The 14,042-nt window shown below is 73.7% G+C and carries 10 protein-coding genes; 5 read left to right on the top strand and 5 right to left on the bottom strand.

Going from position 1 to position 14,042, the window contains the following annotated elements; translation table 11 throughout:
- Window positions 1–501: 501 nt before the first annotated feature.
- Window positions 502–1,362 carry a DeoR/GlpR family DNA-binding transcription regulator gene (locus tag BGP73_RS04465; protein WP_069812163.1) on the bottom strand — a complete coding sequence of 287 codons (861 nt, stop codon included), beginning with the start codon at window positions 1,360–1,362 and terminating at the stop codon, window positions 502–504.
- A gap of 233 nt (window positions 1,363–1,595) precedes the next feature.
- Between BGP73_RS04465 and BGP73_RS04460 the strand changes: the two genes are divergently transcribed.
- The 3 genes from BGP73_RS04460 (at window position 1,596) to BGP73_RS04450 (ending at window position 6,903) form a co-directional block, all read left to right on the top strand.
- On the top strand, window positions 1,596–4,070 hold the full coding sequence (locus tag BGP73_RS04460) for a hypothetical protein (protein ID WP_139134524.1): 2,475 nt from the start codon (window positions 1,596–1,598) through the stop codon (window positions 4,068–4,070).
- A 246-nt stretch (window positions 4,071–4,316) separates the two neighbouring features.
- Complete coding sequence (locus BGP73_RS04455) at window positions 4,317–5,819, top strand: N,N-dimethylformamidase beta subunit family domain-containing protein (RefSeq protein WP_079127301.1); 1,503 nt, start codon at window positions 4,317–4,319, stop codon at window positions 5,817–5,819.
- 103 nt (window positions 5,820–5,922) lie between these two features.
- Window positions 5,923–6,903: an amidohydrolase family protein gene (locus tag BGP73_RS04450; protein ID WP_069812860.1), complete on the top strand. Its 981-nt coding sequence runs from the start codon at window positions 5,923–5,925 to the stop codon at window positions 6,901–6,903.
- Between the two features lie 154 nt (window positions 6,904–7,057).
- Here the strand turns inward: BGP73_RS04450 and BGP73_RS04445 are convergent, their stop codons facing one another.
- From BGP73_RS04445 to BGP73_RS04430, 4 genes are all read right to left on the bottom strand, one after another.
- A complete protein-coding gene (locus tag BGP73_RS04445) occupies window positions 7,058–9,463 on the bottom strand; it encodes a right-handed parallel beta-helix repeat-containing protein (RefSeq protein ID WP_069812161.1) in 2,406 nt (801 codons plus the stop codon).
- A 94-nt stretch (window positions 9,464–9,557) separates the two neighbouring features.
- Window positions 9,558–10,160, bottom strand: a complete 603-nt coding sequence (locus BGP73_RS04440) for an Rv1733c family protein (RefSeq protein WP_069812160.1) — start codon at window positions 10,158–10,160, stop codon at window positions 9,558–9,560.
- A 318-nt stretch (window positions 10,161–10,478) separates the two neighbouring features.
- Window positions 10,479–10,958, bottom strand: a complete 480-nt coding sequence (locus BGP73_RS04435) for a DUF6643 family protein (protein WP_069812159.1) — start codon at window positions 10,956–10,958, stop codon at window positions 10,479–10,481.
- Between the two features lie 169 nt (window positions 10,959–11,127).
- Complete coding sequence (locus tag BGP73_RS04430) at window positions 11,128–12,378, bottom strand: glycosyltransferase (protein WP_069812158.1); 1,251 nt, start codon at window positions 12,376–12,378, stop codon at window positions 11,128–11,130.
- Window positions 12,379–12,504: 126 nt separating this feature from the next.
- Between BGP73_RS04430 and BGP73_RS04425 the strand changes: the two genes are divergently transcribed.
- Window positions 12,505–13,329, top strand: a complete 825-nt coding sequence (locus tag BGP73_RS04425; protein WP_069812157.1) for a glutamate racemase — start codon at window positions 12,505–12,507, stop codon at window positions 13,327–13,329.
- An 88-nt stretch (window positions 13,330–13,417) separates the two neighbouring features.
- On the top strand, window positions 13,418–13,972 hold the full coding sequence (locus BGP73_RS04420) for a hypothetical protein (RefSeq protein ID WP_069812858.1): 555 nt from the start codon (window positions 13,418–13,420) through the stop codon (window positions 13,970–13,972).
- Window positions 13,973–14,042: the final 70 nt, after the last annotated feature.

Here is a 14,042-nt window from a genome sequence, read left to right as displayed (position 1 = left end):
GCCGTTCCGTGTACGGGAGAGACAGGACGCGGATAGCTGATCCGTAGTCCCTTCGACCGGTTCGCCCTCGACCACGACCGCTTCGTGAGTCTTCCCCCGGAGCGGAACACCGCCTGGCTGCTCGGCCTGGGGCTGAAGGGCGGGTGCCGCATGGTTCCAGCTGCGGTTCCGGCATGGCCGACCGTGGCTGGCGCACCTGCCCAGCGACCGCTACCTGTCTCGTGAGCAGTTCCGCGAGCTCTACGGGAGTGTCCTCCCCGGAGCCCGGTTCGATGACCTCGGCTTTGTCCTGGCGATGGCCCGGACAGCTCCCACCCGGCGCGGGTGAGGCCCCGGGGGGGCACTCGGCGGTCTGGGGCACATCCGCCGTCGCGATGCGCCGCAGGCCGCCGGAGGGCCGTTGACGGCCGCTGTCGCCCAGCCCTTCGCGGAGCCCGGACTCCGAGATGGTCGGCTCCGGCCGGAGCCACCGGCTCACCAGAACGGAAGAAGACCACCCGCTCAGCCCGGCTCCCCGCCCTCCCCGGTGACGATCAGCTCGGGAAGGTGCTCGGCGATCTCCGCGCGGGCGGTGAGCGGCAGTCCCGCGTCGGTCACCAGGGCGTCCACCTCGCGCAGCGAGGCGAAGGAACTCAGGCCCACCATGCCCCACTTGGTGTGGTCGGCCACCACCACGACCCGGCGTGCGGAGCGCACGAAGTGCCGGTTGGTCTCGGCCTCGGCGAGGTTGGGGGTCGAGAGGCCGGCCTCCACCGATATGCCGTGCACGCCGAGGAAGAGCACGTCGAAACGGAGCGAGTCGATCGCCTGGTCCGCGATCGGTCCCACCAGGGTGTCCGAAGGCGTCCGCACACCGCCGGTCAACACCACGGCGGCCGGGCCGGAGGACGGGCGGCCGGCACCGGCGTCCGGCGCCGTCGCGTCCACCGCCGAGGCGCGCTGCGCGCCGTAGAAGACGTCCGCCACTCGTACCGAGTTCGTCACCACGGTCAGCTCGGGCACCTCCAGCAGTTGCCGGGCCAGGGCGAAGACGGTCGTACCGCCGGCCAGTGCCACCGCGCTGCCCGGCGCCGCCATGGCCGCCGCGGCCCGGGCGATGTCCTCCTTGGCGCCCGGCTCCAGACCCGACTTCACCTCGAAGCCGGGTTCGTAGGTGCTGGGCTCCGCGACCGGCACGGCGCCCCCGTGCACCTTCTCGACCAGTCCCTGGCGAGCGAGCACGTCCAGGTCCCGGCGGATCGTCATGTCGGAGACGCCGAGCCGCCGGGTCAACTCGTTGACCCGCACCCCACCCCGCTGCCGGACTTCGGCCACGATCAGGGCACGCCGCTGCTCCGCGAGGAGGTTCCGGTTGTCGCTCACCCTGCTCCGTCCCTTCGCCGCCCGGCGGCCCGCCCGGTGCTGCGGCCATCATTTCACGGGCCGCGACGGCCCGGTCCGGTGACCGATACCTGCCGCGAGACCCCGGGCGAGCTGATTCGGCCCTTCCCGACGAGGTGTCAGGCAACGGCTTCGAGCCCGGGCATCATGGGCATCCCAGGAGAAGGCAAGCCCGCGGCACCACCCAGCGGGTCGTCCGAGATCGGGGGAGCGGGATGGCGGCGGTCGCAGAGCCCGGAGCGGCTGGACGGATGGACCGGGCGCGGGAGCCGGAGGATGACACCGGGGGCCTCGCGCTGGAACTGCTGGTCCACGGCGTCGGGGGCACCACACCGGAGGAGATGCTGGACGACCCGCGCACCGTCCGGGTCACCGGTGACCAGACGGCCGGCATCTACCGCCGCACCGAGGACGCCGAGGCCGAGTCGCTTCGAGAACCGGCCGGCGGAGAGCCTGTCCAGGAAGCCTACTGCTGGTCCAACCTGACCTCCGGCAACAGTGCTCGCGCACTGTGGCTGCTGCTGATCCCCTTCATGGTGGCCAACCTCTCGCACTGGATGCGCCCCGGGGCCGCCGAGCGACACACCACCGGACGCCGCACCGCCGTCCGTGCCTACGGGGTGCTGGTGCGACTCGTCGCACTCAGCCTCACCGTGCTGCTGATCGCCGCGGCCTGCGAGGTCGCCCTCGACCTCGTGGCCTGGCAGTGCGCCGCCTCGCCGACCTGCACCAGTGGGCGCGGCTGGCTGGGCTTCCTCGCCGAGGAGCAGGGCGGCTGGTGGAGCATGCCGGGTCGGCGGCTGGCCCTCGCCGCGATCGTTCCCGCGGCCGTCGTCGGACTCCTGTGGTGGCTCTCCCACCGCACCTGGAGCGCCTACGAGTCCCAGCCCCCGCCGACCCGGCCGGTCACCGAAGGCGACCCCGAGGCCGGCGACCGCCCCGCCCTGTGCCTGCCCGGCTTCTGGTACGGGCGGCGGCTGGTGGCGCGGCTGCGGGCCGCGCACACCGCGGCCGGGTTCCTGACCGTCGCCGCGGCGCTGACCACCGCCACCGCCCGCTACGACCACCGGTCGGCGGCCGACCCCCGGCTCGACACAGTCGGCTGGGTGCTCACCGCGGCGATCCTGGCCCTCGGTACCGTGGCGGTCTGGGTGGTCTGGGCCCGCGGCCGCAGTGAGTCCCGGCCCGACGACCGGATCGACCGGATCATCGTGCGGACGCTCCCCGGCACCGCCCTCGGCCTGTTACTGCTCTCCGCCCTGCACTCCGGCTGGTCCCGCCCCGGCTGGGAGTCCGAGGGCCAACTCCCCGGCAACACGGCCTTCGGGGTCCTGGCGATCGTCCAGGGCACCCTGCTGGTCGGCCTGGCCTGCGTCGGCAGGATCCTCTACCGCAGTGCGCCCGAGGAACGCGCGGCCCTCCGTGGTTTCGCCGGTGCGGCCGTGGCCACCATCGCCTGCGTCCTCGGCGGCCTGCTCTCCGGCGGCGTCGCCCAGCGGGTCGCCGACTGGATGGACCGCTCGGGCACCCCGGGGATGGCCGACAGTATCGTCCCCGGACCACCGGTGGTGCTGTCCTGGATGGCTGCCGCCATCCCCCCGCTGCTCCTGGTCCTCGCCGGACTGGCCGGCCGCTTCGCGGTGCAGACCTGGCGCCTCCGGCGGACGGAGATCGCCGAGGTGCGCCGCAGCCACCCCGGCGAACCGGAGGACACCGCACGATCCCGGCGCATCGCCGGCACGGTCGCCCGTGCCCGGCTCACCGACTGCGCCCCCTGGTTCGTGGGCGCGACCGCCCTGGTGACCCTCGTGCTCGGCGGTGTGGCGGTGGTCGGGGCCTGGTACAGCGGGCAGGTGCCGGGGCTCGCCGCGGACGGCTCGCCGCGGATCGTCGACGCCAGCGCGCAGATCGCCCAGGCCCTCGGTTCGTGGATGGTGAGCCTGGGGTTCATCCTGTTCCTCGCCTCCGGGCGGCTCGCATACCGCGACGCCTCGGCCCGGCGCACCATCGGCATCCTCTGGGACGTCGGCACCTTCTGGCCGCGGGCCGCACACCCCTTCGCGCCGCCGTGCTACGCCGAGCGGGCGGTTCCGGACCTCACCTGGCGCATGTCCACCTGGACCCGGCTCACCGGCGGCCGCATCGTGCTGTCCGGCCACTCGCAGGGCAGCGTCCTGGCGGCGGCAGCCGTCTGGCAACTGGATCGCCGCACCCGCCGCAGGGTGGCGCTGCTCACCTACGGATCCCCACTGGAAAGGCTCTACGGGCGCTGGTTCCCGGCGTACTTCGGGCGGGTGCCGCTGCGCGCGCTGTACCGGGAGGTGCACTGCTGGCGGAACCTCTGGCGGCGCACCGACCCGATCGGCGGTCCGGTCCGGCTGCCGGGGGAGGCCGTCCGGGGGCCCGAGGTCGACCGCAGTCCGCTGGTGGATCCGCTCGCCTACGGCCGGACTCCGGAGCATCCGCTGCCCGCACCGATCCTCGGTCACTCCGAGTACCAGGCCGACCCGGCCTTCGCCGAAGAACGCGCCGGCCTGTTGAAGCGCCTGCCGGAGCAGCGCCTGACGAAGTCCGGGACGCCGGCGGGCCAGGCCGCCCAGGGGGCGGCTCCGGGCTGCCCACCGGACGGTGGGCAGCCCGGACCGAGAAGCCCTCGCCCCCGGGCGCGGAGCGTCTCCGAGCCGGAGTAACCGGAGCGGCGGGCCGCGGCCCGCCGGGTGAGTATGGGCCTGCGGCCGGTGCCCGCGCTGCCGGCGGCAGGCGTCTCCGTCTCCTGCCGTCACCGCGTGGACCGTCCCGGCGGCGATCGACGGGTCTGCGAGGCGGTGAGCAGCATGGGCGAAGAGCGGGGCGGTCGTGCGGACGCGGCGACCGCGCCCACCGGCGTGGCGTACGGCGGGGGCGGCGGTCCGGTGACCCGGCGGCGTTTCCTCGGCATGTCCGCGAGGGCGGGTGCGGGGCTGGTGGCGGCGGGCTGCACAGGGGGCGGACGTTCCGGAGCGGACGCTTCCGAAGAGGGGCTCTCCATCCCCGCGGAGAACCACCGCCCCGGCGACCGTGACTGGCGGATCGCCACCCGCGGGGCTCCCTCCGCGATCGAGGGGTACACCGACCGGGTGAGCGTGCTGCCCGGTGAGGAGTTCGGACTCCATGTCTCGACCTCGGAGCCGGGCTTCACCGTGCGGGCCTACCGGATGGGCTGGTACGGGGGAGCGCAGGCGCGGAAGATCTGGGAGTCGGACCGGATCAGGGGAGAGCGCCAGCGCCGCCCGCGGTTCGACCGGCCCACACGCACGGTCCACGCGGACTGGGAACGAAGCCTCACCGTGCACACCCGCGGCTGGCCCGAGGGCAGCTACCTGCTCCGCCTGGACACCGACCGGCGCTCCGCCCAGCGCTATGTGCCGATCACCGTCCGATCCGCATCGGCCTCCGGGCGGACCGTGCTGCTCAACGCGTCGGCGACCTGGCAGGCATACAACGAGTGGGGGCGGCACAGCCTCTACCACGGTCCGGGTGGGGAGTACGGCAAGCGCTCGCTCGCGGTCTCCTTCGACCGGCCCTACCACGGCGACGGCGCGGGCAAGTTCCTCGTCTACGAACAACCCCTGGTGGCCCTCGCGGAACGTCTCGGCATTCCTCTCGCCTACACCACCGGAGTGGACGTGGCCACCCGCTCCGACCAGCTCCGGGGCGCCAAGGCGGTGGTGGTGCTCGGACACGACGAGTACTGGACCCCGCAGCAGCGCGCCCGGGTCGCCGGGGCCCGGGACGCCGGGGCCAACCTCGCGGTCCTCGGAGCCAACACCTGCTTCCGCCGGGTCCGGCTGGAGCCCACCCGGAGTGGCGCGCACCGCCTGGTGGTCTGCTACAAGACCGACTACCGGGACGACCCCTACTACGAGCGCGGTGAACACTCCCTGGTCACCACCGACTTCCGGGAACATCCGGCGCCGGATCCGGAGAGCTCGCTCACCGGGGTCCTCTACGAGGGCTACCCGACCGAGGCGCCGTACGTGGTGACCCGGCCCGACCACTGGGTCTTCGCGGGCACCGGGGTCAAGGCGGGGGACTCCTTCAAGGGGTTGGTCGGCGTGGAGTACGACCGGGTGACCCCGGAGGCGCCGACTCCGCGGCCACTGGAGGTGATCGCCCACTCCCCGGTGGTGTGCAAGGGGGAGAGCAGCCACAGCGACTCCGCGTACGGCACCTTCAAGAACGGTGCCGGACTCTTCGCCACCGGCACCATGCGCTGGGTGGAGTCGCTGGCCGCCGAAGGGCCGGGCCGCAAGGGCGTTCGGCACGGCATCGACGGACGCGCCGGTGACTTCACCCGCCGGGTGACCGGGAACGTCCTGCGCGCCTTCGCCGCCGGCCCGGCCGCGCGTACCCACCCGGCGGAGGACAACCTGGACAAGGTGTACCGGGACGACGCGTAGTCAGACCCCCGCCGCACCGCCGCGGCCCCTGTGACGGATCACTCACCGCCACTCGTGCGAAGGGGGTGGCTCCAGCTGGTCACCGAGGTCGATGGTGGGCGGTATGCACGATCACCGCACGGCAGCCGGCGACTCGGCGGGCCCCGCCCTCCCGACCGCGTGCGACGCGGCGGGAGCCGGGCCGGCGGGGGCGAGCGGTGCCGCCCCGGAGAAGGAGGCCGCTGAGGTCCGCCGTTTCTGGGGCCGACTCGGGCTTCCCGGGCTGGTCGACGTCCACACCCACTTCATGCCCGAGCGGGTCATGCACAAGGTGTGGGACTACTTCGAGGCTCGGGGGCCGCTGATCGACGGGCTCGAGTGGCCGATCACCTACCGGAGACAGGAGGCGGAGCGGACCGCCCTCCTCCGGCAGTTCGGTGTCCGGGCCTTCACCGCCATGCTCTACCCACACAAGCCCGACATGGCCCGCTGGCTGAACGGATGGGCCGTCGACTTCGCCCGCCGCACCCCCGACTGCCTGCACACCGCCACCCTCTACCCCGAGCCGGGCATCGAGAGCTACGTTCGCGAGGGCATCGAAGCGGGAGCACGCGTCTTCAAGGCCCACGTGCAGGTGGGAGCGTACGATCCGGCCGACGAACTCCTCGACCGGGCCTGGGGGGTGCTGGCCGAGACGGGGACCCCCGTGGTGCTGCACTGCGGCTCCGGTCCGGCGCCCGGCGAGCACACCGGACCCGAGCCCGTCGCGCGGGTGCTGGCACGGCATCCGAAGCTACGGCTCGTCATCGCGCACATGGGCATGCCGGAGTACGAGGAGTTCCTCGATCTCGCCGAGCGCTACGAGCAGGTGCGGCTGGACACGACCATGGCGTTCACCGACTTCACCGAGGGATTCCTCCCGTTCCCCCGGCGGGCCCTGCCCCGGCTCTCGGCCCTCGGCGACCGAATCCTGCTCGGCTCCGACTTCCCCAACATCCCCTATCCCTACGTGCACCAACTCCACGCCCTGGAACGGCTGGGGCTCGGGCCGGAGTGGCTGCGGGCCGTCTGCCACGACAACGCGACGGAGCTGTTCGGCCTCTGAATCCGCGGCCGAGTCACTACCGGCGGCGTCGGGGTGGGGGCGGCGCGCGGCGGAACCGGCGCACCGCACCCGCCACCGCCCCTCCGCCAGGGGCGCCGGAAACGTCCACCGAAAGCCGGTTCGCTGCCGGGCCCGATCAGCGGGGCGATGCTCCCTACGGAACCGTGGGGAGGTCCTCCGGGTAGAGCAGGGTGAGGTCGTCCGTGGTCGGCTCGGCCAGTTGGGCCACCCGCCCGGCGTGGCTCTCCACCATCGCCTCGAAGGTCTGACGGGCCGCGCGGCCGTTGCCGAAGGCGGGGCCCTTCGGCAGCATCGTGAAATACTTCAGGAGCGACTCCGCGGCGGCGTCCCCGATGCGGTACTCGTGCTCGGCGGCCTGCTGCTCCACGATCCGCAGCAACTCCTCCGGCTCGTAGTCACCGAAGGTGATGACCCGGGAGAACCGCGAGGCCACGCCCGGGTTCACGGTGAGGAAGCGCTCCATCTCGGCCGTGTAGCCCGCCACGATCACCACCACCGCGTCCCGGTGGTCCTCCATCAGTTTCACCAGTGTGTCGATCGCCTCCCGGCCGAAGTCCCGACCGGAGTCCTCGGGGGAGAGCGCGTAGGCCTCGTCGATGAACAGCACCCCGCCACGGGCCCGGTCGAAGGCCTCCTGGGTGCGGATCGCCGTGGAGCCGATGTGCTCCCCCACCAGGTCGACCCGGGAGACCTCGACCAGGTGGCCGCGCTCCAGAACGCCCAGTGAGTGGAGGATCTCACCGTAGAGCCTGGCCACCGTCGTCTTGCCGGTGCCGGGCGCACCGGTGAAGACCAGGTGCCGGCGGACTGAGGCCGCCTTGAGTCCCGCCTGCTGCCGCCGGCGGCCCACCTCGATCATGTCGATGAGTGCCCGGACCTCGCGCTTCACGCTCTGCAAACCGACCAGCGCGTCGAGTTCGCCCAACACCTCGTCCGAGGGTCGGGCGGGCTCGGCGGACGGTGCCGCCGACTCCCCGGGGGCCGGGCCGGCGGTGGCGCCGCCCAGCAGCCCCGCCGTCTGCACCGCGGGTATGGGCTCGTTGGGGAGCGGTGGCGCGGAGCGCTGCTCAGAACTCTCGTCGCTGGTGCAGTCCTCGCTGGTGGGACCCTCCTCGGCGAACTCGTAGCCGCCGCGGGCGCAGCGCTCCGTGCGGCACCGGCTGAGCGTCGACCGGCAGCCGTCGATGATGTGGAAGCCGTAGCCGCCGCTGCCGGTGACCTTGCAGCGGTTGAAGGTGCCCCGCCCCGCCGCGGACACGTAGAAGCCGGCCTCGGCGGGCGAGTCGACGGTGCACCGCTCGACCGTCGGATCCGCCCCCTTGGTGACGATCACCCCGGTGGACGTGGCGTCGATGGTGCAGCCGGTGAGGGAGCCACCGGTGCCCTGGTCACGGAACCAGGCGCCGGTGGCCGCCTCCCGGATGCGGCAGTCGTCGAGCTGCACCGCCGCCCCGTCGCTCACCGACACGGCGGTGTTGCGGACTTCGAAGATGTCGGTGTCGACGACGTCGGCTCTGGAGCCGCGGTCCAGCACGAACAGCGCGTCCGGCACCTCGTGCAGTCGGCAGGCGTCGAGGACCCCGGTCGCGCCGTCGCTGATCCACACCGCGGGATAGTCCCCGGTGCTCTGGTGGATCTCGCACTGGTGGGCGTCGACCCTGGTGCCCGGATCCCAGACGGACAGTCCGTTCCGCCCGAAGCGGCGCACCTTGCTCCGGGTTAGCGTGAGCACCGATCGCGACCGCAGGTCGACGGCGTTCTCCGGGATGTCGTGGATATCGCAGTCGGAGAGGGTGAGGACGGCGTCGGTGTCGAGCGTGACACCGTCCGCCGAGGTGCGGTGCACCGAGCAGTCGGTGAGCTGACCGGTCGCCCGAGCGGCGACCTGCACCCCGGCACCCTTGATCTCGTACACCTCGCAGCCGACGGCCTCCAGAGCGGTGCCCTCGCCGCTGAGGGACAGGCCGGCGCCGGTGGCGTGGTGGATGCGGCAGCGCTCCAGCCTGAGGTGCGCTCCGTCCCGTGCGGTCACCCCCGACTGCCCCGCCGAGACCACCTCGCAGTCCTCGAAGATCCCCCCGGCGTTGTCGAGGACGCTGATGCCGACCCCCGCCGGGTTGTCGACCGTGCAGCGGCGCACGGTCGGCCGGGCACCGGCCCGCACCTCGATCCCCACCGCGGAGCGGGTGGCGATCCGCACCCCGGTCAGCTCCGCCGAGCACTCCTCGACGAGGAGGGCGGGGGCCGCCGAGTCCTGGCCCTCGATGTCCAGGTCCCGCACGACGGCCGGGCCGCGCACGGTCAGCGCCACCCCGTCGGCCGGGGCGATCCGCACCGACCCGCGCGAGCCCTCCGGGCCGCGCAGTGTGACGGCGCGCTCCACGACGAGGTTCTCCCGGTAGGTGCCCGCGGCGATGGAGAGCACATCGCCGTCACCGGCGGCCTCCAGGGCCGCGGTGAGCGAGGAGTACTCCCCGGTGCGACGTCGCCACCGCGATGTGCCGGTGTGCGTCACCTGGACCGTGCCCTGTGGTGCCATTCGGAGTTGAGCCCCCACCTCGTGCGTGTGATGTCCGCGTACGGCTGTACTTGGCGCACCACCGTAGCGTGCGCGGAGCAAGGGAGTTGACGCGTCAGCTGTCCGCGCCGGTCCTGCCCCAGTCCGGACCGGTTCGGCGCCAGTCCCGCTCCCAGCTGCGGTATCGCCGGCGCTGCAGACGGCACACCACCAGCCGGCGCGCCCCCTCCACCAGCCCGAGCACGCCGACGCCGACGCCGACCCCCGCGAGCACGGCGTGCGCGGTGGCCGCCGTCTCGTCCATCGGCCGTCTCGTCGGTCGGCCGGCCGCGTCCGCCCAGAAGGTGAAGGGCTGCCCGGGGCGGGCGCTGAGCGGTGCCGGAGCCACCCCAGAACGCATGGTTCCGTCGGTGGCCGTCCAGGTGGCGAGGACCTGGCGGTGCGAATCCTGGACGGAGGCGCTCTCCGGATCCGGATCGGCCGGCGGATGCGGCAGCAACTGCTCGACCGTCGCCCGCACCAGATGGCGCTGGTGCTGCTGCTCGCGCGCGGTCTGCCGCAGCGAGGCATGGGCCAGCGAGCCGGCGATCACGCCGGCGGCCGGGGCTCCGAGGAGTACGAGCAGGACCGCCACCAGAGCGATCCACGCCTCCACGAGGTCGGTGCACCGGCGCAGCGGGTTCCGCCGCCACCGCCACAGACCCTGCAACACCAGCACCGCCCCGTACCGCCTTCCGAACCGGCGATGACCTCACCGGACCAGCGGTCACACGGCCCTGGGAACGGACCACGGCTGCCGTTCTGACGGCTGACCGCTTCGACGCCCCCGCCGTCCCGTGCCGCCGAACCCCCGCTCCAGCAGGGCGGTTCGCCGCGGCCGATGGGTCAGCCGAAAACTTCCACCGGAGCGCCTGTGCCCGGCCCTCCGGTGCCCTCGGAGATCACATTCTGCCTGAAGCGCGGCCCGACTCCGAATCGGCGCCGCTGACCGGCACCACGGCCGCTCCTTGCCGTGGTGCCGCTCCTCCCGAACGGATCAGTAACCCTGCCTCGGGTACTGCCGGCCGTAGGGGTCGTCGTACACGGGCGGGGCCGGTGCCGGCCGGGGAGGCTGCGGGCGCGGAGCGGCCGGGCGCATCGCCTCATAGCCCATCCCGCCGGCCGGGGCGTGCCCCGGCTGCGGCTGCTGCGGCACCGGGTAGCCCCTGGGCGGCACGGGCCGCTGCGGAATGTGCGGAGCGGGTGCCTGCTGCAGTGGCGCGGGCGGTGGCACCGCGTTCGTCTGATGCTGGTAACCGTGCGGCGGCGTGTGGTGGGACGGCGCGGCCGGCAGCGCGGGGAGTGCGGCCGGTAGTGCCGGCAGATGGCTGCCCGTGTCGTAGGGCGCGGCCGGCACCCGGATCGGCGCGATCTGCGGGGTACCGCGTTCCGCGACGAGGCTGTCGTAGATCGGGGTGTCCGGGAAAGAAGGCGCGGAGTAGTAACCGCCGCCATAAGTGGAGCGGGGGGGAGTCATACCACCTAAGTTAAGCCCACGACGTGCGAGTTGGGGAGACTGGCAAGAAGGTTGTTTCTCCTGTTGGGAGTGGTACCGCGGCGCCAATGCGGCGGAACCGGGAGCAACCGGTCGTACGGGCGGACCATGATCGCCGGAACAGAGGCTTTCAGCCTTCTTTCTGTCCGGATCAGCCGGCCCCCTCAGAGGCTCCGCTCTCGACCGGCGCGTCCTCCTCCGGGGCCGTGCGGGGCCGGTAGGTCCGGCCCTTCCAAGCCGCGCCGCCGCCCCGGTGATGGCGTGCCGCCGAGTCGACGGTCATCAGCAGATAGAGCAGAGCGGTGCCCGGCAGCAGCGGAGCCAGCCACGGCGGTTGCCCGTAGTACCGCAGCATCGGCAGATAGGTTCCGGCCATCACCGCCCACGCCGCTCCGCCGGCCAGCGCCGTGGCCGGCTCCGCGGCCACCACGCCGGCCAGTAGCGAGATCGGGGGCGCCAGGTACACCAGGGCCAGGGCGAGCACCGTTCCCGCCAGCAGCCAGGGACTGTGGCGGAGTTGGGTGTAGGCGCTCCGGGAGACCATGGCCCACAGGTCGGCCAGCCCCGGGTACGGCCGTACGCTCCGCACCCCCTCGGCCAGCCCCAGCCAGCCCCGCCCCCCGGCGGCGCGGACCGCCCCGGCCAGGGCGACATCGTCGATCACCGCTCCCCGGATGCTCTCGGGGACCCCGGCCCGCTCGGCTGCCGCCGCGCCCAGCAGCACGCACCCGCCGGCGGCGGCAGCCGTACCGGAACCCGGCCGGTTGACCCGGCGGAAGGGGTAGAGCTGGGCGAAGAAGTAGACGAACGCCGGGACGACCAGCCGTTCCCAGGTGGTCACCACCCGCAGCCTCGCCATCTGCGAGAGCAGGTCGAGACCGGCGGAGCGGGCGGCCGAGACCAGCGTCCGCAGACTGTCCCGGCGGTGTGCGATGTCCGCGTCGGTCAGCAGCAGGTACTCCAGCTCCGGCATCCGGTCCCGGGCCGCCGAGCAGCCCTGCCGGACGGCCCAGAGCTTCCCGGTCCAGCCGGCGGGCGGCTCTCCGGCGGACACCACGGTCAACGGCAGGCCTTCCGGGCGTGCCGGGGAGGGGTGCGGCCCCTCGGCCAGCCGGCGCGCCAGCTCCGCCGTTCCGTCGGTGCTGCCGTCGTCGACGAGGAAGACCTCCGCGGCTCCCGGATAGTCCTGGTCGAGCAACGAGGGGAGACTCGACGGCAGGACCGCGGCCTCGTTCCGGGCCGGCACCACCACGGCCACCGCGGGCCACCCGGCCGTCTCGGAGGGCGGTGGCGTGCCCGCTCCAGGCAACCGTACGTCCGTCCGCCAGTAGAACCCGTGGCCCAGCAGCAGCCAGAGCCAGACGACCAGTGAAGCTGCGGCGATCCACGTCAGGGGGCTCATCCTGCGGAGTCTGCCCCATCCGACGGCCACCAGCGGTGATGCGCGGGCGCGTTTCGGCGGGATGCCCTCCGCCGGATCAGCGACCCGTGCCCGGCGCCGCTCCGACGATCCGATTACGGTGGTCAGGTGAAGATCGCCCTACTGGACTCCGGAATCGGACTGCTGGCGGCGGCCGCCGCGGTCCGCCGGCTGCGGCCCGACGCCGCGCTGGTCCTCTCCTCCGACCCCGACGGGATGCCCTGGGGGCCACGTAGCCCGGAAGAGGTCACCGCCCGCGCCCTGCGCTGCGCCAGGGCGGCCGTGGCCCACCGCCCGGATGTGCTGATCGTGGCCTGCAACACCGCCTCGGTGCACGCGCTGCCCGCGCTCCGCGCGGAGCTGGAACCGCGGATCCCGGTCGTCGGTACCGTGCCGGCGGTCAAACCGGCGGCCCGCGGCGGGGGGCCGGTGGCCGTCTGGGCCACCCCCGCCACCACGGGCAGCCCCTACCAGCATGGACTGATCACGGACTTCGCCGCAGGGGTGGCGGTCACCGAGGTGCCCTGTCCGGGACTGGCGGACGCGGTGCAGCGGGCGGAGCCCTCAGCCGTCGACCGCGCCGTCGCCGCGGCCGCCGACCGCACCCCTCCGGACGTCGCGGCCGTCGTGCTGGGCTGCACCCACTACGAACTGGTGACAGACCGGATCAGGGCCGCGGTCCAGCGGCCGGGCGGCCCCGCGGTCACCCTCCATGGCTCCGCCGGGGCGGTGGCGGCCCAGGCGCTGCACCGCATCGGCGCGCGGCCCGAACCGTCCGCGGTGGCCAGCGACGACACCACCGTGCTCCTCAGCGGCAGGGAGGTCGGGCTCCCCGCCGAGGCCCTCCGCTACGCCGAGGGGCGTACGCTCTCCCCCGCCCTGGAGACCGACGCTCCGCGTACCGTCCCCTCCCCACCGGTGCCCGGCGCCTGAGAACGAGCGGACCCGCCGCCTCCGAGCGGTGGTGACCGGGCGCGGCGAAAGCCGGGACGCCGCCGTGGCGGCGGGTACGCTCGCTGCCATGAACGACGGCCCCCAGCAGCCGGCAGCCGACCCGGAGACCCCCGCCCGGCAGGTCCCGGAAGTCTGGACCGGCCGGGCGAGGAACCGGACGCAGTGGCTGCTCGCCGCGGTGGGCGCGGGCTGCCTGGCTCTGGGGATCGGGCTGGCCGTGCACTCGCCGTGGACGTCCGGGGGCGTCCCGCTGGCCATGTCCGTCGTGGGCTGCGTCCTCGCCGGGCTGCTGATCCTCTTCGGCACGCTGGCCTTCGTCCACGTCGCGGTACGCGTCGACGGGCAGGCCCTGGAGGTCCGCTGCGGCCACATGGGACTGCCCCGCCGGCGCATCCTTCTCGAGCACGTGGTCGCGGCCGACTTCGCCCCCAGCGTGACCCCGCGCCACTGGGGCGGCTGGGGCTACCGCTGGCGACCGGAGAAGGGCACCGCGGTGGTGGTCCGCCGGGGCGAGGCGCTGGTGGTGAGGCTCGGTGACGGACGCGTCTTCACGGTGACCGTGGACGATGCCGAGACAGCGGTGCGGGCCATCCGGGACCGGCTGGGCACCGGGCGGTCCTGATCCCGCAGCTCCCGCCTCGGTGACCGGTGGTCCGCAGCACGCCCGCAGACGGGAGAGGCGCCGCTCAGCG

It is taken from the genome of Streptomyces sp. TP-A0874, assembly GCF_001748085.1.
Classification (GTDB): domain Bacteria; phylum Actinomycetota; class Actinomycetes; order Streptomycetales; family Streptomycetaceae; genus Streptomyces.
Note: the sequence above shows the minus strand (reverse complement) of the source record. Positions and strands in the feature narration are given on the sequence as shown.